The 20,332-nt window shown below is 72.5% G+C and carries 18 protein-coding genes and 1 tRNA gene; 16 read left to right on the plus strand and 3 right to left on the minus strand.

The window, feature by feature from the left end:
* Window positions 1-86: 86 nt before the first annotated feature.
* The 8 genes from ACH427_RS08975 to ACH427_RS09010 all read left to right on the plus strand — a co-directional run bounded on the left by ACH427_RS08975 (window position 87) and on the right by ACH427_RS09010 (window position 11,096).
* The gene (locus ACH427_RS08975) at window positions 87-1,631 is read left to right on the plus strand and encodes a glycosyltransferase (protein ID WP_398868749.1); all 1,545 of its coding nucleotides are present in this window, start codon (window positions 87-89) and stop codon (window positions 1,629-1,631) included.
* Between the two features lie 27 nt (window positions 1,632-1,658).
* Entirely contained in the window at window positions 1,659-2,075 is a 417-nt protein-coding gene (locus tag ACH427_RS08980; protein ID WP_398868750.1) for a twin-arginine translocation signal domain-containing protein, read from the plus strand.
* Window positions 2,076-2,242: 167 nt separating this feature from the next.
* Window positions 2,243-4,264 carry an FAD-dependent oxidoreductase gene (locus tag ACH427_RS08985; RefSeq protein ID WP_398868751.1) on the plus strand — a complete coding sequence of 674 codons (2,022 nt, stop codon included), beginning with the start codon at window positions 2,243-2,245 and terminating at the stop codon, window positions 4,262-4,264.
* A 22-nt stretch (window positions 4,265-4,286) separates the two neighbouring features.
* Window positions 4,287-4,811, plus strand: coding sequence for a PadR family transcriptional regulator (locus tag ACH427_RS08990; protein WP_398868752.1), 525 nt, complete (start codon window positions 4,287-4,289; stop codon window positions 4,809-4,811).
* A 103-nt stretch (window positions 4,812-4,914) separates the two neighbouring features.
* Window positions 4,915-5,574, plus strand: a complete 660-nt coding sequence (locus ACH427_RS08995) for a class I SAM-dependent methyltransferase (RefSeq protein WP_398868753.1) — start codon at window positions 4,915-4,917, stop codon at window positions 5,572-5,574.
* A gap of 157 nt (window positions 5,575-5,731) precedes the next feature.
* Window positions 5,732-7,723, plus strand: a complete 1,992-nt coding sequence (locus tag ACH427_RS09000; protein WP_398868754.1) for a hypothetical protein — start codon at window positions 5,732-5,734, stop codon at window positions 7,721-7,723.
* Between the two features lie 71 nt (window positions 7,724-7,794).
* The gene (locus ACH427_RS09005) at window positions 7,795-9,342 is read left to right on the plus strand and encodes a hypothetical protein (RefSeq protein WP_398868755.1); all 1,548 of its coding nucleotides are present in this window, start codon (window positions 7,795-7,797) and stop codon (window positions 9,340-9,342) included.
* Between the two features lie 41 nt (window positions 9,343-9,383).
* A complete protein-coding gene (locus ACH427_RS09010; RefSeq protein WP_398868756.1) occupies window positions 9,384-11,096 on the plus strand; it encodes a cholesterol oxidase substrate-binding domain-containing protein in 1,713 nt (570 codons plus the stop codon).
* 48 nt (window positions 11,097-11,144) lie between these two features.
* On the opposite strand, the gene ACH427_RS09015 is transcribed toward ACH427_RS09010, so the two are convergent.
* The 3 genes from ACH427_RS09015 to ACH427_RS09025 form a co-directional block, all read right to left on the minus strand.
* Window positions 11,145-11,221, minus strand: a tRNA-Lys gene (locus ACH427_RS09015).
* 77 nt (window positions 11,222-11,298) lie between these two features.
* Entirely contained in the window at window positions 11,299-13,047 is a 1,749-nt protein-coding gene (locus ACH427_RS09020) for a TIGR03767 family metallophosphoesterase (RefSeq protein ID WP_398868757.1), read from the minus strand.
* 230 nt (window positions 13,048-13,277) lie between these two features.
* Complete coding sequence (locus ACH427_RS09025) at window positions 13,278-13,751, minus strand: MarR family winged helix-turn-helix transcriptional regulator (RefSeq protein WP_398868758.1); 474 nt, start codon at window positions 13,749-13,751, stop codon at window positions 13,278-13,280.
* A 93-nt stretch (window positions 13,752-13,844) separates the two neighbouring features.
* Here ACH427_RS09025 and ACH427_RS09030 point away from each other — a divergent pair, with 93 nt between their 5' ends.
* From ACH427_RS09030 to ACH427_RS09065, 8 genes are all read left to right on the plus strand, one after another.
* On the plus strand, window positions 13,845-14,189 hold the full coding sequence (locus ACH427_RS09030) for a rhodanese-like domain-containing protein (RefSeq protein WP_398868759.1): 345 nt from the start codon (window positions 13,845-13,847) through the stop codon (window positions 14,187-14,189).
* 28 nt (window positions 14,190-14,217) lie between these two features.
* Window positions 14,218-14,793 (plus strand): YceI family protein, encoded by a 576-nt coding sequence (locus tag ACH427_RS09035; protein WP_398868760.1) that lies wholly within the window; start codon window positions 14,218-14,220, stop codon window positions 14,791-14,793.
* A gap of 780 nt (window positions 14,794-15,573) precedes the next feature.
* On the plus strand, window positions 15,574-16,773 hold the full coding sequence (locus ACH427_RS09040; protein ID WP_398868761.1) for an aminotransferase class I/II-fold pyridoxal phosphate-dependent enzyme: 1,200 nt from the start codon (window positions 15,574-15,576) through the stop codon (window positions 16,771-16,773).
* Window positions 16,763-17,347 (plus strand): DUF6190 family protein, encoded by a 585-nt coding sequence (locus ACH427_RS09045; protein WP_398868762.1) that lies wholly within the window; start codon window positions 16,763-16,765, stop codon window positions 17,345-17,347. Before ACH427_RS09040 ends, ACH427_RS09045 begins: the two co-directional genes overlap by 11 nt.
* Window positions 17,332-18,123: a dihydrodipicolinate synthase family protein gene (locus tag ACH427_RS09050; protein WP_398868764.1), complete on the plus strand. Its 792-nt coding sequence runs from the start codon at window positions 17,332-17,334 to the stop codon at window positions 18,121-18,123. The genes ACH427_RS09045 and ACH427_RS09050 overlap by 16 nt, the downstream gene beginning before the upstream one ends.
* Window positions 18,120-18,950, plus strand: coding sequence for an iron-containing redox enzyme family protein (locus ACH427_RS09055; RefSeq protein WP_398868765.1), 831 nt, complete (start codon window positions 18,120-18,122; stop codon window positions 18,948-18,950). Before ACH427_RS09050 ends, ACH427_RS09055 begins: the two co-directional genes overlap by 4 nt.
* A complete protein-coding gene (locus tag ACH427_RS09060) occupies window positions 18,947-19,258 on the plus strand; it encodes a Rieske (2Fe-2S) protein (protein ID WP_398868766.1) in 312 nt (103 codons plus the stop codon). The genes ACH427_RS09055 and ACH427_RS09060 overlap by 4 nt, the downstream gene beginning before the upstream one ends.
* Window positions 19,255-20,301 carry a methyltransferase domain-containing protein gene (locus ACH427_RS09065; RefSeq protein ID WP_398868767.1) on the plus strand — a complete coding sequence of 349 codons (1,047 nt, stop codon included), beginning with the start codon at window positions 19,255-19,257 and terminating at the stop codon, window positions 20,299-20,301. The genes ACH427_RS09060 and ACH427_RS09065 overlap by 4 nt, the downstream gene beginning before the upstream one ends.
* The last annotated feature ends 31 nt before the right edge of the window (window positions 20,302-20,332 follow it).

Raw genomic sequence — 20,332 nt, forward strand, 5'->3', positions numbered from 1 at the left:
CGGGCACGCTGACGGCACGGACACGGCGGGGTACGCGGCCGTCCGGCCCGCCCCGCCGTCGGAGCGCACGCCCGGAGGGAACGCCCATGGACAGTACGGCGCTTGCCGCGCTCGCGGAGCTGGCCGCCGCACAGGACGACCGCCACCGCGCCCGCCCGGCCGCGGGGCCGGTGGGGGAGCGGCGCACCCTCACGGTCGGCATGGCGACGTACGACGACTACGACGGCGTGTACTTCACGGTCATGAGCCTGCTGCTCTACCACCCGGAAGCCGCCGACCGGATCAGCGTCCTGGTCGTCGACAACCACCCCGGCGGGCCGCAGGCGTGGGCGCTCAAGCGGCTCGAACAGCGCGTGCCGCAGCTGCGGTACGTGCCGTACGACCGGCGCACGGGCACCGCCGCCCGCGACCGCGTCTTCCGCGAGGCGGCCTCCGACTGGGTGCTGTGCCTCGACTCCCACGTGCAGCTCGTCCCCGGTGCCCTCGCCGCGCTGCTGGCGCACATCGACGAGGATCCCGACAGCGGCGACCTCGTCCAGGGCCCGCTTCTCTCGGAGGACCAGCGGACGGTGTGGACCCACCGGGAACCCGCCTGGCACCGCGGGGCGTACGGGATCCCGGCTACCGACGAGCGCGGCACCGACCCCGGCGGACCCGCCTTCGAGATCGGCATGCAGGGGCTCGGCGCCTTCGCCTGCCGCACCAAGGCGTGGCCCGGCCTCAACCCCGCCTTCACCGGCCATGGAGGCGAGGAGGGCTATCTGCACGAGAAGTTCCGCCGCTCCGGCCACCGCGTCCTGTGCCTGCCCGCGCTGCGCTGGACCCACCGCTCCACCTCCTCGCGGCCCGCGCCCCGCCCCCGCGCCTGGGCCGAGCGGCTGCGCAACCACCTCATCGCGCTGCACGAGCTGGAGCTGCCGGTGGACGCGGCCGTCGACCACTTCACCGGTCTCGTCGGGGCTCCGGCGGTGGAGCGCGCCCTCGCCGACCACGACGCCGAGCGGCGCAGCCCCTTCTCCGCCTTCGACGCCGTCACCTGCGTCAACCTCGATGCCCGGCACGACCGTTGGGAGCGGATCCGGCCGCGGCTGGCCGGCGTGGGCATCGGCCCCGGGCGCGTGCACCGGCTGCCGGCCACCGAGACCCCCGGCGACCACCACGTCGGCCGCGCCCTCTCCCACCGCCGGGCGATCGCGGAGGCCCACGCCGACGGCCTGGAGAACCTGCTGGTCGTCGAGGACGACGCGGTCTTCCTCGACGGGGCGACCTGGGTCCTGCGCCGCGCTCTCGCGGAACTCTGCCCGCGGCCCTGGTCGGTGCTCTGCCTCGGCGGGCGGGACCGGTGTCACACGTTCCCGCGCGCCGAGGGCTGCCACTACCTCGAAGGGGTCACCGGCGTCACCGCCCTGCACGCCATCGCCTACCACCGCGGCGTCTTCACCCGGCTGCTGGCCGAACTGCCCGACACCGTCGGGGCGATGGCCGAATGGATCCGCCGCCACACATCCCTCGACCAGTACCTGGCCCACTGGGACCAGCCCGGCTGCTACCGCACCGTCCCCGTCATCGCGGCCCAGGAGGGCCACCTGGGGCAGCTCCCCGAGGACCTGCGCGATCAGTTCCGCCGCTGACCGGCCGACGAAGGGAAGACCGGGCTCATGCACACGCCCCAGGCCATGCTCACGCCCCGCGCCCGCCAGGACCACCTGCGCGGCAAGGAGACCGACGACCACAGGCTCGCCGTCTACGACGAGCTCACCGACACCGGGCACATCCTGAGTCCCGTGTGCGCCGCGGTCTTCCGGCTCGCCGACGGCTCCCGCGCCCTGGAGGCGCTCGCGGCCGCGGTGGCGCGCGTCCACCCCGCCGCCGACACCGACGTCGTACGGCTCGCGCTCGCCGAGCTGCACGCCAGGGACCTCCTCGACGGCCCCGTCGGCGAGCCGGACAGTGCCACCACCCGGCGCCGCGCCCTGCGGCGCGTGGCCGCGGCCGGAGCGGGGGCCGCGGTGCTGCCGCTGATCGAATCCGTCGCCCACCCGGGCCGCGAGGCCGCGGCGACGGCGCCCGCGTGAGGCGGGCGCCGACCCCGCCCCGCCCGGTGATCGCAGCGCCGTGGTGACGTCGCGCGCCTGAGACGGACCGAGGTTATGCAACTAGTTGCACAATGAGGCGGGGGGTCGTACGCTCCCGGAAAAGAGGCCTGTCCCCCAGGATCTGGCACGCAGCGAAGGGCCCCGCCGTGAATTCCTATCCGCACCTCCTCAGCCCGCTGGACCTCGGCTTCACGACGCTGCCCAACCGGGTGCTGATGGGGTCCATGCACGTGGGCCTCGAAGAGGCGGAGAACGGCTTCGAGCGGATGGCCGCCTTCTACGCCGCCCGGGCGCGCGGCGGCGTAGGGCTCATCGTCACCGGCGGCATCGCGCCCAACGAGGCCGGGCGCCCCTGGGCGGGCGGCGCCTCGCTCACCACCGAGGAGGAGGCCGGCCGGCACCGCGTCGTCACCGACGCCGTCCACCGCGAGGGCGGCAGGATCGCCCTGCAGATCCTGCACTTCGGCCGCTACGCCCACCACGCCGGACTCGTGGCGCCCAGCGCCCTCCAGGCGCCCATCTCCGGATTCGTCCCGCACGCCCTGACCGATGCCGAGATCGAGCGGACCGTCGAGGACTTCGTGCGGGCCGCCGGGCTCGCGCGGCGGGCGGGCTACGACGGCGTCGAGATCATGGGCTCCGAGGGCTATCTGATCAACGAGTTCGTCGCCCCCGCCACCAACCACCGCACCGACCGCTGGGGCGGCCCGTACGAGAACCGCGTCCGCTTCCCCCTGGAGATCGTCCGCCGCGTCCGCGAGCGCGTCGGAGCGGACTTCATCCTGATCTACCGGCTCTCCATGCTGGACCTCGTGCCCGGCGGGTCCTCGCTCGAAGAGGTCGTCGCCCTGGCCAAGGACATCGAGGCGGCGGGCGCGACCATCATCAACACCGGCATCGGCTGGCACGAGGCCCGCATCCCGACGATCGCCACCTCGGTCCCGCGCGGCGCCTACGCCTGGGTCACCAAGAAGCTCATGGGCGCGGTGTCGATCCCGCTCGTCACCACCAATCGCATCAACACCCCCGAGAAGGCCGAGCAGTTGCTCGCCGACGGCCACGCGGACATGGTCTCCATGGCGCGGCCCTTCCTCGCCGACCCCGACTTCGTCGCCAAGGCACGGCAGGGGAGCGCCGAGACCATCAACACCTGCGTCGGCTGCAACCAGGCGTGCCTCGACCACACCTTCAGCGGGAAGATCACCTCCTGCCTGGTCAACCCCCGGGCCTGCCACGAGACCGAGCTCGTCCTCGCTCCCACCCGGCGGCGCAAGCGCCTCGCCGTCGCCGGCGCCGGCCCCGCGGGCCTGGCGTTCGCGGTGTCCGCCGCCGAGCGCGGCCACGCGGTGACGCTCTTCGACGCCGCGGACCGGATCGGCGGCCAGCTGAACATCGCCAACAAGGTCCCGGGCAAGGAGGAGTTCGACGAGACACTGCGGTACTTCCGCGTACAGCTCGAACGCCACGGCGTCGATGTCAGGCTGAACACACCGGTGACCGCGGACACCTTCGCCCCCGGCGCGTACGACGAGATCGTCGTCGCCACCGGCGTCACCCCGCGCACCCCCGCCCTCGACGGCGTCGGCCACCCGAGTGTCGTCACCTACCTCGACGTCCTGCGCGACGGTGCCGAGGTCGGCGAGCGCGTCGCGATCATCGGCGCCGGCGGCATCGGCTTCGACGTCGCGGAATTCCTCACCGACGCGGGCGACGGGGCGAGCCGGGACCCGCGGGCGTACTTCCGCGCCTGGGGCGTCGACACCGACTACCGCGCGCCGGGCGGCCTGCGCGCGCCCGAGCGGCCCACCCCGCCGCGCACCGTCCACCTCCTCCAGCGCAAGACCGGCAAGGTCGGCGCAGGACTGGGCAGGACCACCGGCTGGATCCACCGCACCGAACTCCGGCACCGCGGCGTCACCATGATCGCGGGGGTGACGTACCACCGTGTCGACGACGCGGGCCTGCACTTCACGGCCGACGGCACCGCCACGACCCTCGCCGTGGACACCGTCGTGCTCTGCGCCGGGCAGGAACCGCGCCGCGGCCTCTACGAGGAACTGCGCGCCGCCGGGCACACCGTCCATGTCATCGGGGGTGCCGACGTCGCCGCCGAGCTCGACGCCAAGCGGGCCATCCGCCAGGGCACGGAGCTCGCGGCGGCCGTCTGAGCTGCGCGGATAGGATGCGGCCATGTCGCTGCCGCACGCCATCCTCACCGCACTGCTGGAGAAGCCGTCATCGGGGCTGGAGCTCACCCGCCGCTTCGACAAGTCGATCGGCTACTTCTGGTCGGCCACGCACCAGCAGATCTACCGCGAGCTCGGCAGGCTGGAGGACCGCGGCCTCATCCGCGCCCTGCCCACCGCACAGCCGGCCCGCGGCCAGAAGAAGGAGTACGAGGTCCTGCCCGAAGGCCGCGCGGAACTCGCCGCGTGGGTGGCCACCGCGGAGGACCCGAAGCCCGTGCGCGACCCGCTCCTGCTGCGCATGCGGGCGGCGGGAGTGGTGGGCTCCGCCGGCCTCGCCGCGGAGCTGCGCCGCCATCTCGCCCTGCACGAGGAGCAGTTGGCGGAGTACGAGGCGATCGAACGGCGCGACTTCGCGGCCGGGCCGGAGAACGAGCGTGACCGGCTGCGCCACCTGGTGCTCCGCGGGGGCATCGACCTGGAGTCCTTCTGGGTCGGCTGGCTGAGGGAGGCGCTGGCGAAGGTGTGACGGGGCGCGCCACGGTGATTCAGGCGCCGGACCGGCCCCGGCGCGCCCCGCGCACCGGCGTGAAACGCCCCCGCCAGCGGTGCCGGGCCGGTACACCGGAGCGGTGAGGAAGGATCCGGCGGCCGGACGGGACGTGGCACAGTTCGAGCGCTGGGCCGCCACCTACGACGACAGCGTGCTCCAGGAACGCTACTTCCGGCCCGTCCAGCGCGCCCTGCTGCACCACGCGGCGGTGGTGGAACCGGACCCGCCGCGGATCCTGGACATCGGCTGCGGCACGGGCGCCCTGCTGCGCCAGGCCCGCGCGCGCTTCCCGCGCGCCGCCGTGACCGGGGCCGACCCCGCCCATTCGATGATCCGCCGCGCGGCGGCGGACGGTGGGGCCTGCGTCGTGGGGCGCGCCGAGCAACTCCCCTTCCCCGACGCCTCTTTCCCGCTGGTGCTCAGCACGCTGTCCTTCCACCACTGGGCCGACCAGCGGCGCGGGCTCGCGGAGGCCGCCCGTGTGCTGCGGCCGGGCGGCCATGTCCTGATCGCCGATCACTTCGCCACGGGATGGCTGCGGGCGGTCTTCGCCGCGGTGGGCAAGCGCGGACGCATGCGGACGCACGCGGAGGCCGAGGCGATGCTCCGTACCGCGGGCCTCACGCCGCTGGGGTGGCACATCGCGCTCACCGTGACCGGGTTCCTCCGGGCGGCGGAGGGGAGCGGGCCCCTGCCGCTGGCCGCCCTCTGCGTGGCGCGCAAGCCGTCGGCCGGCTGACCGCGGCGCGGGGTGCGGCGCGCCCGTGCCCGTGCCACGACGGCCCGTGCGGCCGAGCCCGCGGAACCGTGTCCCACGCCGTACATACCGTGGCACTATGCCAACACGGGCCGGGCGCACGCCGGTTCGAGGGGGTGTGAGCAGAGTGCCGGAACCGATGACTCGCCCGGTGGGGATCCAGGGCGTCGAAGCGCTCTACCAGGAGTGCCGCTCCCGGGTGCAGGACGGCCGGGCGGAAGGGGCCGGGCCCGGCCTTCCCGTGACCGTGCTCGTCGGGACCCGCGGCAGCGGCAGGACCACCGCCCTGAAGTGGCTCGGCTATCTCGGCTCGCACCGCCCCCACGCATACTACGACTTCGGCTCGGCCGCTCGCCGAAGGCCCCACGAGATCGCGGGCCGCCTCGCCTACGGCCTCTCCCACCGCTTCCCCCGCCAGCCCTCCCTGCGCTTCCCCCGGCTCACCCTGGGCCTGGTGGTCGTGGATCCGGGCCTCTCCCTGGACGCCACCGACGCCCGCAGGGCCGGCCGGCAACTTCGGCGGGCGTTGCAGGAGGTGCGGGAGCACACCGTCGCGGCCGAGCGCGCCACCGACTTCGCGGGGCTGCTCCAGGACCTCAGCCTGGTCCAGATACCCGGCGCGGGCCTGCTCGCGGGTCTGATCCGCCGCCCGCCCGAGCTCCCGCTCGCCGTGGCCCGGCGCACCGGCTTCTCCTGGTACGCGGGCCCCCACACACCCCTCGCCGAACTCGTCGCCCTCAACCAGCTGAGCAGGAGCGAGGCCCCCGACGACCGCGCCGCCGTGGACCGGAGGCTGTGCGAGGCGTTCCTGGCGGATCTGCGCGGCGAGTTCACCCGCCGCCGTCGCGACCGCAACTGCGTGGTGCTGCTGGACAACATCGACGCCGACGGGGGCCGCGAGTTCCTCGACCTGCTCCTCCAGCTCCGCGACGCGGGCACCGCCACCGACCCGCTGCTGGTCGTCGCCACCGCCTCCGACACCGGCCGGATCCCCGGCCCGTTCGCCCGCGGCCCCGCCGGGGTGCGCGTCCGCACCCCCGAGCAGGCGTCGTACGCCGACTGGGTCCGGGCCATCCCCTCCCCGCCGCCCGACCTGTCCTGGCGCTGGTACTGCGTGCGGCTGCGCGACCTGACCCAGGGCGAGGTGGCCCAGCTCGGGGCCGGGGTCGCCGCGCGGCTGCCGGAGGTGCCCGCCCTGGTGCACCGGCTGACCGGCGGCCACCCGTGGAGCGTGGTCCGCCTCCTCGACACCGTGGGGCGCCGCGTCGGCCAGGGCGGCCACGAGGCAGCGCTGCGCGGCATCCTGTCCCTGCCGGAAGCCCCCACCGACGGCCCGCCCGACGGCGGACCGCCCCTGGACCGCGCCGTCCTGCTCGACCTGCTCCACGCGCTGACGCCCGATCAGCGCTCCGCGCTCATCACCTGCGGCGCCGCCCGCGCCTTCGACTGGGCCGGCGACGCGGGCCTGCTCGACTCCTTCTCCCTCCACACCCGCAACTCCCTCGCCCGGGTGGTGGGCACCGGCCTGTGGCTCGTCGACCCGGTGCCCCAGGACGCGGCCACGCGCGGCGGCCGCGGCTCCGGCTATCTCGAACACGTCCACCCCGCGCCCGGCGCCTTCGTCCTGCACCCCTGGCTGCGCCTGCTGCTCCTGCAGACCCTGGCGCGCGACCCGGACCGGTGGGACGAGGCGCACGAGACCATGCAGAGCTGGCACCGGCTGCGCGGCCGGACGCCCGACGTGATGTACCACGCGCTGGCCCGCGGCCACCTCGACGACGTCGTCGACCACCTCGCCCACCGCCTCGTCGAGGTGCCCGACACCGACACCTGGCTGTACGAGCTGTACGCGATCACCGCCGCTCCGCTGCGCGAGCCGGTCGTGCCCGAGCGGTCGGCGACCCACCGCGTGGACCAGCTGGCCGCCGGCCTCGCCCCCCGCTCCTTCGTGACCCACCGCGCCATGACCCTCCTGGTCACCGCGCTGTGGCTGGCGGCAGACCCGCGCAACCGGCTGCCCGGCGCGAGCCCGGAGCTCAATCTCACGATCAGCTCGATGCTCCAGGACCTCGCCCTGCACTCCGACCCCCGCAGGGCCGGCCTCAGGCACGAGGCCGCGAAGTACCACTGAACCGCGTATCACCGACTGAACCGCGTATCACCGACCGCGCGGAGCGCACCCGTCCGGCAAGGGAGACAGCCATGCCCGCGAACCCGGTACCCGACGAACTGCCACCGTGGTGGAAGGGCTGGCGAGGGGCGGGCACGCTCGTCCTCGTCGTCGCCCTCATCGCCGGGGGCGCCGTATGGCTGCTGCGGCCTCACGACGCGGACCACCGCTGCGCCGACGGCACGCCCGGCCTGGAGTGGATGGGCTCGGGCGCGCAGCGCGAGTGCGTCGGCGTCATGGACGAGACGGCCTACGCCTTCGCCCCGCAGCTCAAGGACATCACCGAGCGGATCGCCAAGGAGAACCAACGGGTCCGCGATCAGTGGGAGAAGCCCGCCGAGGGCCGGACGCCCGTCCCGTACGTCAAGGTCGGCGTGCTGGGTCCGATGACCGACAGCGACACCAGTGCCCTGCCGATAGAGGAGATACGCAGCAGCCTGGAGGGGGCCTACGCCGCGCAGTGCCGCGCCAACGCCTGCCCGTCGCTCTCCGAGGAGGCCGCCACCGGGATCCAGGGCCGCACCCCGCAGATCCAGCTGGTGCTGGCCAGTGAGGGCCGCAACCAGACCTACTGGCACCGGGCGGTGGACCGGCTGGCCGCGCTGACCGGCGGCCCGCACCCCCTCGTCGCCGTCACCGGCATGGGCGTCAGCGTCCCCGAGACCCAGCGCGCCGCCGACGCGCTCGGCAAGGACGGGATCCCCGCGATCGGCGCCGTCCTGACCGCCACCAACGTCAACTCCGAGCGCCTGTTCAAGGTCTCGCCCTCCAACACCGACTACGCGAAAGCCCTCCGCGCCCGGCTCGACCGCCTCCCCGCCGAACAGCGGCGCGGGTACCTCGTGTTCGACAGCAGGGATGACAATTTCGTACGCACCATGCGCAAGGCGTACGACGACGTCTTCCCCGATTACATCGACAAACGGCGAGTATCGTTCGTCGGGGCGACCGGGCGCGATCCGGAAGGCATACCCAGACTCTTCTTCAACGCCGTCAACAACATCTGTCTCACCAAGGCACGACTGGTCTTCTACGCGGGCCGGGGCCGCGATCTGCCCGATCTCGTGCGGGCGTTGTCGACGCGCGGCCAGTGCGGGCACGACAAACCGGTCACGGTCGTGACCGGGTCGACCGGGGCCGTGCAGCAGGCGGCGGAGGTGAAGGGACTGCTCAAGGACAGCGCGATCACCATCCTGGAGGCGTCGGCGAGCAGCTCCGGGCAGTGGATCGAAGGCAGCCAGGCGCCGAGCGGCTTCAAGCCCTTCCACCAGGGCTTCCACGATCTGAGGTTCCCGGACAGCGAGCTCAGCGACGGTTACGCGATCATGCACCACGACGCCGTGCTGACCGCGGTCTGGGCGACGCGCATCGTCACCGGCCAGACGGGCAAGGAAGCACCCGGGGTGCAGGACGTCTACCACCAGATCACCAATCTCCACGACGCCAGCCCCGTGCCCGCCGCCAGCGGCGAGCTCAGCTTCGACGACGCCTCCGACGGCTGGCCGCACAACAAACCGGTGCCCGTCATCCAGACGCCGCCCGGCCCGGACTCCCCGGGGCCGCTCTACCGCACACCATGACGGACGAACTGCCGTAGCCACCTGCGGCGGGAAGGGGCCCAGTGACCGACAACGCCACGCCGACGGAGGCACCGGGCCGGCGCCGTGTGCTCACCGCGGCCGCCGCCACCGCGGGGACGGCCATGGGCTGGGCTCCGGCATTCCGCCTGGACGCCCACGCCGCGGGCATGAGCGCCCCGCCGTCCTTCCCTCCCGGCGTCCGCCTCGTCCGCCAGGGCTTCCGGAACTGGTCCGGCGAGGTCGCCCTGGACGCGGTGTGGACCGCGCTCCCCGCGACCCCCGCCGACGTCGTCGAGCTGGCCGACTGGGCGCGCGCCCGGGGCTGGAAGCTGCGCCCCAAGGGCAGCGGCCACACCTGGTCGCCCCTGCTCGCCCGGCGGGGCGAGGACACCGGCAGGCTCGTCCTGGTCGACTCCACCGAACACCTCACCGCGATCGCGCTCCGGCACGGCGGCTCCCCGGCCGTCACCGCGCAGGCGGGCGCCACCATGGACGCGGTGCACTCCGCCCTGGAAGCCGCCGGATACGGGCTGACGTGCGTCCCCGCCATCGGAGACCTGACCGTGGCCGGAGCCCTGGCCATCGGCGGCCACGGCACGGGCGTCCCGGTGGCCGGCGCGGGGCGTGCCTTCGCGTCGACCGTCAGCGACCTGGTGGAGTCCCTCACCGCCGTGGTCTGGGACGCCGCGGCCGGCCGGCACACCCTGCGGACGTTCCCTCGCGGCGAGCCCGACACCGCGGCGTTCCTCCTGCACCTCGGCCGGGCGTACGTCACCGAGGCCACGCTCCGGGTCCCCGCGAACGTCCGGCTGCGGTGCGTCAGTTCGTACGACATCCCCATGGCGGAACTCTTCGGCCCGCCCGGCGGCCCCGGCCGGCGGCTCGACCGGGCCCTGGCGGGCGGCGGACGCGCCGAGGTGCTGTGGCTGCCCTACACCGAGCACGCCTGGCTCAAGCTCTGGACCGAGGAGCCCCGGCGGCCGCCCACGTCCCGTGAGGTCGACGCCCCGTACCCCTATGTCTTCTACGACACCGTCCCCCGGCAACTGTCCGGCCTGGCGGGCGAGATCATGCGCGGTGCCACCGCGCTGACACCGCTGCTCACCACCGGGCTGGCCGAGGCCGTCCGGCTCGGCCTGACCGCGACCGCCACCTGGGACCTGTGGGGATGGTCGAAGAACACGGTGCTCTATATGCGGCCCACCACGCTGCGCTATGTGTTCGCCGGCTGGGCGGTGCTCTGCGCGCGGGCGGATGTGCAGCGCGTGCTGCACGGCTTCTGGTCCCGCTTCCAGCAGGTGCTCGACGCGCACCGGGCGCGCGGGGAGTATCCGGTCAACGGCCCCGTCGACGTACGGATCACCGGTGCCGACGCCGCCGCCCCCGACGGCCCGCTGCTGTCACCGGCCCGGCCCCGGCCCGACCACCCCGAGTGGGACACCGTCGTCTGGCTGAACTCCACGACCTTCCCCGGCACACCGGGGGAGTACACCTTCCACCGCGACCTCGAACAGTGGATGGTCACCCACTTCACCACCTGGTGCGCGCTCCGCCCCGAGTGGGCCAAGGGCTGGGCCTACGGACCGGACGGCGCCTGGACCGACGCCGCGCTCCTCGGCCGGACGTGGCCCGGCGCCTTCCGGACGGGCCAGCCCGCGGGCACGCGCTGGGAGGACGCCGCCGCCGTGCTCGACCGCCACGATCCGGCGGGGGTCTTCCGAAGCCCCTTCCTGGAAAGGCTGTTCTCCTCCTGAGCGCGGGGAACACGACGAAGGCCCCCGCCGGAGCGGGGACCTTCGCTGTGGTGCGCCACCAGGGACTCGAACCCCGGACCTGCTGATTAAGAGTCAGCCGCTCTGACCAACTGAGCTAGCGGCGCGGAAGAAATATTACATGACGTTCCGGGTGGTCCGTCCCCGGGCCCGTGGTCCGGGGACGGACCGCCGTGCGGCTCCGTCAGCCCCGGGGCTTCGTCAGGAGCAGCTCGGTGTTGTGGTCGAGGGGGGAGCCGAGCTTCCGGTCGGGTGTGGCGTAGGGGTCGTTGCAGGACAGTTCGCGGTAGAGGGCCGCGAGGCCGGCCTCGGAGGTGTCGGAGAAGTCCGTCGTGTACGGAGCCGCCGACTCCACCAGCGTGGTGAAGAGGGACAGCGTGCCGTCGCCGTTGTCCGCGATCTCGATGATCCGCGCGTGCTGCGGGAAGTCGATGTGCGACGCGGTGTTGATCTCCCAGAAGGCGCGCTCGGGCACGGTGTGGCCGTGGGCCGTGATGCGGTTCTCGTGGGTGTGGCCGTTGACCCAGGCGACGACGTTGGGGTACCGCTGGAGGAGCGCGACGAGGGCCGCGCCGTCGTGCCGTCCTTCGAAGGGGTGGTGCGGGTCCGGCAGCAGGTTGCCCATGCTCGTGCTGGTGTGGTGGCTGAAGAGGACGATCAGTTGGCCCCCGGGCCCGCCCTTGACGAGGTGGCCGTCGGTGTCGTACCAGTGGCCGCTGTGGGCCTGGAGCACGGACTCCAGCCACTTCAGCTGCGCGGTGCCCACCGAACCGTCGGCGAATCCGGCCGGGTTGGTGGTGTCCAGGCTGATGCCCAGCACCCCCTCCGCGACGGGGAAGGTGTAGTAGAGCTTCCCGCTGTCGGCGGCCGAGGCGGTGAAGCCGTGGCCCACGGGGCCCGGGCCGGTGTACTTCGGGTCGAGGTGGGCCGCGGCGAACTCCTTCGGGGTGAAGGGGGCGCGCCGGCCGTCGGGGGTGATGTGGCGCACCGGGCCCGAGCTCTTCAGCAGGTGCGCGAGCCGGAGCACGGCCTGCGCGGGGTCGTTGCGCAGCGCCTCCGCCAGCTTCGCGGCCTCCGCCTGGTCGCAGCCCTCCAGCTTGCGGTCACCGGTGTAGAGGGAATGAAGGAGGCCGAGGTCGGGCAGCGTGCCCTCGATGCTGTCGTCGTGGTTGCCGACGGTGGAGTACCACGGGGTGCGCAGCCCCGGTGCGGTGAAGGGGCTGCCCGCGGCCGAGAGGAAGCGGGGTATCTCGGGGAAGCCCCGGCCCTTGTAGGCGTCCCGGAGGGAGGACTCCGGGTTCCAGAAGGCCGCGTTGCCCGAGTTCTGCACGCCCTCGTAGCGCGCCGGGTCACCGCTGTTCGGAGTGACGCGGCCGCCGCTCATGACGGAGAGGTACCAGTCGAGCTCGATCAGCTCGTGGTTGTCGGTGTTGTCACCGGTCGCCATGACCAGGGAGAACGGCGTTCCCGTCCAGGGGCCGCCGGACAGGGAGTTCACCCGCTCCACGAGCGAGGAGGCGCCGCGCACGGTCAGCACCTCCTGCGGGCGGTGCGCGCTGTCGTTGTGCGGGGCGAGGAACTCGAAGCGTACGGGCGACTCCGTGTCGGCCAGGTGCAGGTCGGTGAACTGCACGAAGGACGCAAGCGCCGTACGCCTGCCGTCCCGTGCCGAGGAGGCGGCGGCGAGGTCGGTGCGTACGACCAGGGGCCAGCCGGGGCCGGAGCGCAGACGCCTGTACGGGCCGGTGCCGGTCGGCACGGCCACCTGCTCCAGCGTGGTGCCGCCGGTTCGGACCGCGCGGGCGGCGGAGGCCGCCACCGCCCGGTCGCGTACCGCCGCGGACGCCAGGGGGCCGTCGGTCAGCGCGAGCGCGACTCCGGCCGCCGCGGCCGAGGCACCGGTGAGGAACTGACGTCTGCTGTATGCGGGCATGCCGTGTGCTCCTGACTCCGTGGGGGACAGCCCTCGGCGCCGGACCACCGTCCCGGGTGGTCCGACGCCGTACTTACCGGCTGGTAATCGTCACCCGTCAGCATGCTGAGCGGCAGGGGCCATTCCGTGAACGAACGGAGAAGGGTTGGTGAGGAGGAGCTGTGCGTCGCCGGCACACAAACGGGCGCGGACCGTCGGAGGTCCGCGCCCGTCCGGGAGCCGAGGGGAGCTCAGCCGCGGCGGCGCGGGGCGGCCACCGTGTCGACGCGCTCGCCGCGGGCCACCTTGGTGAGGGCCTCGGCGACCACCTCGGTCTCCTCGTCGGTGAGATACGCGGAGAAGTGGCGCCGGATGCCGCGCATGTACGCGGGCGCGGTCGCCCGCAGCGCCTCCAGGCCCTCCTCCGTGATGACGGCCCAGACCACGCGCTTGTCCGCGCCGTCGGCGTCCTTGCGGACGAGTCCGGCCCGGACCATCTCGTCGACCAGGCGGCTGACGCGGGTGCGGCTGAGCACCACGCGCTCGGCGACCTCCTGCATCCGCAGTCCGTGCTCGCCCGCGGCCTTGAGCTCCAGCAGCACGTCGTACCACGTCAGGGGGACGCGGCCCTCGCGCTGCACGTCGCTCTCGATCGCGCGGACGGCTGTGTTGTGGGCGAGCAGCAGTGCTCGCCATGCCTCGATACCCACATCCCCTTTGCTCACGGGGAAAGTGTATCGGGCCTTGTGTGCGTCCGCACGCACTTGGTAGTGTGTGTGCGGACGCACGGAAAAATCCACTCTCGAAGGGATGGCGACATGGTCCGCAACATCGGACGTGACGACGTCAAGAAGAAGATCGACAGCGGTGCTGTGACGGTCATCGAGGCGCTCCCCGCCTCGTACTACGAGGAGGCGCACCTGCCCGGCGCGCTCAACCTGCCGCACGACGCGGTCGACAAGCTCGCCCCCGCGCTGCTGCCCGACAAGCAGGCCGAGATCATCGTCTACTGCGCCAACGAGCCCTGCGGCAACTCCGGCATCGCCGCGAAGCGCCTGACCGAGCTCGGCTACGCGAACGTCTACGAATACGGCGAGGGCAAGCAGGACTGGATCGACGCCGGCCTGCCGACCGAGACCGGTCCCGCCGGCGGGACCGCCTGAGAGGAACCTGAGAGGAAGGCGACACCCCATGAGCACCTCCGCTTCTCCCACCCGCCAGGTGAACGGCGTGGAACTGCCGTCCGCCGGCACGTGGAAGGTCGACCCCGGGCACGCCGAAGTCGGCTTCCTGGGACGGCACTTCATGCTCACCAAGGTGCGCGGCCGCTTCACCGGCGTCGAGGCGTCCGTCGAGATCGGCGAGCGGCCCGAGGACAGCCGGGTCACCGCGGTCATCGACATGGCCAGCGTCGACAGCGGCGACCGCACCCGCGACGACCACCTGCGCTCGGGCGACTTCTTCGACGTGGAGAAGCACCCCAAGGCCACCTTCGCCTCGACGGCGGTGACCTGGCAGGGCGACAAGGGGAAGATGACCGGGGACCTGACCATCAAGGGTGTGACGCGCCCCGTCACCCTGGACGTGGACTACCTCGGCTACGCCCGCGACCCGTGGAACAACGACCGCGCGATCTTCTCGGCGCACGGCAAGGTCAACCGCGAGGACTGGGGCCTGACCTGGAACATGGCCCTGGAGACCGGCGGCATCCTCGTCTCCAAGGAGATCGAGCTGACGCTGGAGATCGAGACGATCCGCGAGGGCTGACCACCCGCGGACGGCACACCGCACCGCCTCGCACACCGTGACCCTCCCGGGCACCGCGTGCGGGGCGCTGTGCCATGCCCGCCGCTGTTCCGCCGGCTGCCGACGGGCATTCCGCTTATGCGCGGTCCGGAACGGATCTCTTCCAATTCCCCGCTGTCCAGCGGCATATGAATGGATCTTGATTTATTTCCAACAAGTAAATCGGGGCTATGGGAACGCTTGCCCGCGGTGTTGCGGGTATGGCATAGTCCTGCGCGTCGGACTGCGGTCCGTTACGGGGGAGAAGGAACATGGCGAGTAAATCCGACCGTGTTCGCATGAAGATGCCGACCGACGCTGGGGACAGCTCGTGATCGGGGCATCGGCGAGCGGCCGAAAAGATCACTTCACTGAAGATCACCTCATTCCGGGCGATGCCCGCACGACGGGCGGGCACAGACTGGCCCTGCCCGGACACGCGTAGCCGTCGGCATGCCACAAGGAATCCGGAGCCGGTTCACCGATCCGGCACGCCCGAGTGGTCCCATGCCTTGAGGCGCCACCACATCAGCTGAATCGCGCCCCGCGCCGCAGGGAAATGCGCGGTCGCGCAATTTCTTCCACGCTCCGGCTCGCCGGTGCGCCGGCGACACGCCGCGCACGGCACTCGGGGCGTCCCCAGGACGAAACCCCGCGGGCGGGCCGAGCCTCTTCGGCGGCCCGACCGGGCGAGCGGAGCAGCGCCAACGGACCGTGCCGGACCCGGCAGGCCCGAGACCGACCGTGTGCACGGGAGGAACCATGAACCACAGCGGCACCCGCACCAGTTCACCCGAGATCCTCACCGACGGGTCTCTCGTCGACCTCACCCAGCACGAGATCCAGGCGCTGCGGACCGAGTTCAACCTCGCCGACGCCCACACGCACCAGCGGCAGTCGGCCAGCCAGCACCGCATCGTCGCCCGGCTGCCGGAGCTGTGGTACGAAGCGGAGGAGGGCCTCCAGGAGACCTACGAACAGCGCTTCACCGACACGTTCTTCCGCCTGCACCGGCAGCCGACCGCGCGGGCGCGGCAGAAGACGATGCTCTCCTACGCCGCGTCCATATCGACCATGGTCGTGGGCATGTACCTCAAGCGCCGGCGGATGGCGGTCTCGCTGATCGAGCCGTGCTTCGACAATCTCTACGACGTGCTCGCCAATATGGGCGTGCCGCTCTACCCGGTGGACGAATCGGCCTTCGCCGACCCCGACCGGATCTACACCGAGCTCAAGCGCCGGGTGCGCACCGACGCCCTGTTCCTGGTCGACCCGAACAATCCCACCGGCTTCAGCCTGCTGAAGCACGGCCGCAAGGGATTCGAGGAAGTCGTCCGGTTCTGCAAGGACCACGGCAAGCTGCTGGTGATTGATTTCTGCTTCGCCTCCTTCACGCTGTTCGACCCGGATGTCGCACGCTTCGACATGTACGAACTCCTGGAGAATTCAGGCGTCAGCTACATGGCGATAGAGGACACCGGAAAGACCTGGCCGGTGCAGGATGCAAAATGCGCGATGCTCACCGTCAGCGACGATATCCATGAGGCGGTATACAACCTGCACACCAGCGTTCTGCTCAATGTCTCGCCGTTCGTGCTGAACATGCTCGCCGAGTACATCGAGGACTCCATCGAGGACGACCTCTCCTCGGTCCGCGACGTCCTCACCCGCAACCGCGAGACCGCCCGCAAGGCGCTGGACGGGACGATCCTGGAATACCAGGAGCCCGTGGTCAACGTGAGCGTCGCCTGGTTCAGGATCGACCACCCCGAACTGACCGCCACCGAGCTCCAGCGCGACCTCACCTCCGACGGGCTCTATCTGCTGCCAGGCCGCTACTTCTACTGGAGCGAACCCGGCAAGGGCGAGAACTACCTGCGGATCGCCCTCGCCCGCGACCCGCGGATGTTCTCCGCCGCGATGACCCGCCTCGCCGCCGCGCTGGAACGCCATGCCCGGTGAGCCGCGCACCGGCCGGCCGCACGGGGAGGCGGCCGGCCCGGGGCACCACGAGCACCCCCCGCGCACGACCTATGTGGACGCCACGCTGTTCCTCGGCATGAACAGCGCGGACGAGGCGACCCGGATCGCCTGCAAGTCCTTCTTCGCCACCCGGCTCCACGGCCGGGTCGTGATGAGCTGGGAACAGGTGGGCCGCTGCGACGACCTGGTGTGGCGCTTCCCGCGCGACCTCCAGGACGCCTACTACCCCTTCATGGACCACCTGCACACCGACATGCGCATCGACCGCCTCGGCTACACCCGCGAGGACATCGAGGCGGGCCTGGGCGCGGACGCCACCGCCGGACTGCCCGTGCACGAACGGCTCCTGGCCGGCATGGTGCTGCGCCGCGACGGCGTCCTCTGCACCGTCAGCCCGGGCCTGCGCGCCTGCCGGGCGCTGGCCGTCCACCCGCCCGAAGCGGGACCGGAGGTCCCCTTCCCCGAGGGCCTGGAGAAGCTCTACCGTGCTTCGCTCGCCCTGCGCATCCCGCGCGGACTCCTGTGGGAGGAGGACGGATGTTCCACGGAGTGACGGTCCCGCTGGTGACGCCGCTGACCGGCCGGGGCGAGGTGTCCCGGGCGGACGTCGCCGCCCTTGTCGCCTCGGTGCGGCCCCACGTCACCGCCCTGCTCCCGGCCCTCAGCACCGGCGAGGGCTGGGCCCTGACGGAGCGTCAATGGCGCGACATGGTCGGCCACGCGCTCGCCTGTGCCGGCGGACTGCCGGTGCTGGCCGGGATCCAGCGGCCCGGCACGGCGGAGGTGACCGAGCGGGCCCGGCTCGCCGCCCGCCTCGGCGCCGCCGCCGTCGTCACCACCACGCCGTACGGGCCGGACGTCACCCAGCGGGAGATGTACGACCACTACGCGGCCGTCGCGCGGGCCGGGCTGCCCGTCGTCGTCTACCACGAATCCGAGATCTCCCGTAACGCCATCGAGCACGACACCCTGCTGAGGATCTGCGCCCTGCCGGGCGTGGCCGCCGTCAAGGACTCGGCCGGCGACCCGGCGGCCACCCGCGCCCTGCTCGCCGCGCACCCCGGAGTGCCGGTCCTCCAGGGCCTGGAACACCTCGTGGGCGACTGCGAGGAGGTGGACGGCTGGGTCATGGCCTTGGCCAACGTCGAACCCGCCATCTGCGCCACGGCGTTCGCCGCCCGGCCGGCCTATGACGCGGTCGTGCGCGACGCCTGCGAGCGATACGGTCTGGACCGGCCCGACTGGTACCGCTCCCTCAAGACCGAACTCCACCGCCGCCAGGTGCTCGGCACCGACCGGACGGCGGCACCGGAAGGGAGCCGCACATGAAAGCCCGGCCGACGGACAGCGACCTCAAGCGGCTGTTCGTCCACAACCGCTCCCTGCCCGGCGTGGAGACCCTCGCCGAGATCGAGCGGATCGAACGCGACTGGGTGGTGGCCCGCGTGGCCCGGCTGGAGGAGACGACACCGCCACTGGCCTCCCGTGCCGACTGGCTCGCGGCACTGGAGGAGCTGCTGACCAAGGAGAGCGAGGCCACACCGGCCGGAAACTACCTCGCCGAGGAAGCGACGATCAGCCAAATGACGTCGGTCGTCGCGGAGTTCGCTCCCGACGGGCTCACCGAGGCGCAGAACTTCTTCCCCGCCATACCCCGTCTGCCGCTGCGCGCGCAGATGGCCGTGATGCGGGTGCTCATCGACGAGTTCGGCTGCGGAAACCTCCAGCAGGCCCACTCCCAGCTCTATGTGAACCTCCTCGCGGAACTCGGTCTCCCGCTCGAACTGGACGCCTATCTGGACCGCACCAGCGACGAGACCTATGCCTTCCTCGACGTCTTCTACTGGCTCACCCAGCGCGCCCCGCACATGGAGTACTTCCTCGGCGGCCTCGCCTATCTGGAGGCCAGCATCCCTTCCGCCTTCACCGTCCAGGCCCGCGCCTGCGAACGGCTCGGCATCGCCAACGGGCGGTACTACACCGAGCACCTGCACATCGACACCTTCCACCGCAAGGAGATGCAGGTCGCCATCCGGGAGTACGAGGCCGCCCACGGACTCGACCCCACCCGGCTGTGGGTCGGCGCGCTGCTGGTCTCCGAACTCATCGGCACCGCCTTCGAGGCGGCCGTCGAACGGGCCCGGGAGGCGGCATGAGCGAAGGCGACCAGGCTCCCGTCGTCGAGCCGCTGCCGGGGGAGTGGGTGCGCGTCACCGTCGAGGGCCGGGCGTACGAGATCGCGGCGGCCTGCCCGCACCGCAAGGGCCGGCTCGTCCACGGCTACGTCAACGCCCACACCCTGCGCATCACCTGCCCCCTGCACCGCTCGACCTTCGACCTCGTCACCGGCCGTCAGGTCTCCGGCCCCTGCGCGGGCCCGCTCCCGGTCCGTCCCGCCGCGGGCGGTACCACGGACACCGCACCCGGCACCGCTCCGGCAGAAACGCAAGGAGAGCGACAGTGACCGCCACCACCGACGGACCCGCGCCGTACACCGCGGAACAGGTCTGGCTGCCCGCCTCCGAACGGCTCACCGACTGGGACGTGGCCTTCCACGACCTGATGCTCGGCGACGACCTGCGGATGGAGGCGTTCCGTGCCGCCGTCCTGGAGGCCGTAAGCCCCGGCGCCACCGTCCTCGATCTGGGCACCGGCACCGGCATCCTCGCCCAGTGGGCCCTGGAGGCGGGCGCCCGCCGGGTCTACGGCATCGAGCTCAACGCCGAGGTGCTGCGCACCGCCGGCGACCGGGTGGCGGCCGCCGGGCACGGCGACCGCTTCCGGCCCGTCCACGGCCTCTCCTTCGACGTGGAGCTGCCCGAGCGGGTCGACATCGTCATCTCGGAGATCATGGGCAACCTCGCCGACAACGAGGGCTTCGCCACGATCCTCGCCGACGCGCGCCGCCGCTTCCTCGCACCCGGCGGCAGGATGCTCCCGCGGCGGGTCGAGAGCTACCTCGTTCCGGTGACGGCCGCCCGCGCCCACGCCCAGGTGCGGGCGGGGCTGCCGCAGGACGGCGGCGGGGCGGGCCGCTTCGCCGAGCTGCTGCGCGGCCGCGGGGCCCGCGGCCCCTTCGACCTCTACTACGACGTGGTCCTGCCGCTGGACGGCCACCTCGCCGCGCCGCGGATCGTGCGCGTCCACGACCTGGAGCAGGGCGAGGCGGCCACGACGTACGAGGTGCCGCTCGTCTTCACCGTGCAGCGGGACGGCGTGCTGAGCGGCTTCAAGGGCTACTTCGTGGCCACCCTCTCCGACACCGTGGCCCTGGACATCTCCGGCGACGGGATCGCGGAGCGCACGGCCTCCGACAGCTGGAAGCACTGCTATCTGCCGATCGAGAACCAGGTCGCGGTGCGGCGTGGCGACCGGGTCGTCCTCACCTTCACCCGGAACGGCGGCGCCGCCAACGACGGCCCGTTCCGGCAGAGTTACCGCTGGGAGGGCCGGATCCTCTCCGACGGCAAGGAAACCGGGCGGTTCGCGCACAGCACCGCCGCCTGACGGGCCCCACCCCGTCCCACCCCGCCCACCT

It is taken from the genome of Streptomyces sp. NPDC020379 (genome assembly GCF_044387105.1).
GTDB lineage: Bacteria > Actinomycetota > Actinomycetes > Streptomycetales > Streptomycetaceae > Streptomyces.

Excerpts from the sequence above, each read along its gene's own strand:
- ACH427_RS09050 (WP_398868764.1), top strand. The coding sequence starts at position 17,332 with ATGTTCCACGGAGTGACGGTCCCGCTGGTGACGCCGCTGACCGGCCGG.
- ACH427_RS08975 (WP_398868749.1), top strand. The coding sequence starts at position 87 with ATGGACAGTACGGCGCTTGCCGCGCTCGCGGAGCTGGCCGCCGCACAG.
- ACH427_RS09060 (WP_398868766.1), top strand. The coding sequence starts at position 18,947 with ATGAGCGAAGGCGACCAGGCTCCCGTCGTCGAGCCGCTGCCGGGGGAG.
- ACH427_RS09030 (WP_398868759.1), top strand. The coding sequence starts at position 13,845 with ATGGTCCGCAACATCGGACGTGACGACGTCAAGAAGAAGATCGACAGC.
- ACH427_RS09000 (WP_398868754.1), top strand. The coding sequence starts at position 5,732 with ATGACTCGCCCGGTGGGGATCCAGGGCGTCGAAGCGCTCTACCAGGAG.
- ACH427_RS08990 (WP_398868752.1), top strand. The coding sequence starts at position 4,287 with ATGTCGCTGCCGCACGCCATCCTCACCGCACTGCTGGAGAAGCCGTCA.
- ACH427_RS08980 (WP_398868750.1), top strand. The coding sequence starts at position 1,659 with ATGCACACGCCCCAGGCCATGCTCACGCCCCGCGCCCGCCAGGACCAC.
- ACH427_RS09020 (WP_398868757.1), bottom strand. The coding sequence starts at position 13,047 with ATGCCCGCATACAGCAGACGTCAGTTCCTCACCGGTGCCTCGGCCGCG.
- ACH427_RS09005 (WP_398868755.1), top strand. The coding sequence starts at position 7,795 with ATGCCCGCGAACCCGGTACCCGACGAACTGCCACCGTGGTGGAAGGGC.
- ACH427_RS09040 (WP_398868761.1), top strand. The coding sequence starts at position 15,574 with ATGAACCACAGCGGCACCCGCACCAGTTCACCCGAGATCCTCACCGAC.
- ACH427_RS09045 (WP_398868762.1), top strand. The coding sequence starts at position 16,763 with ATGCCCGGTGAGCCGCGCACCGGCCGGCCGCACGGGGAGGCGGCCGGC.
- ACH427_RS09055 (WP_398868765.1), top strand. The coding sequence starts at position 18,120 with ATGAAAGCCCGGCCGACGGACAGCGACCTCAAGCGGCTGTTCGTCCAC.
- ACH427_RS09035 (WP_398868760.1), top strand. The coding sequence starts at position 14,218 with ATGAGCACCTCCGCTTCTCCCACCCGCCAGGTGAACGGCGTGGAACTG.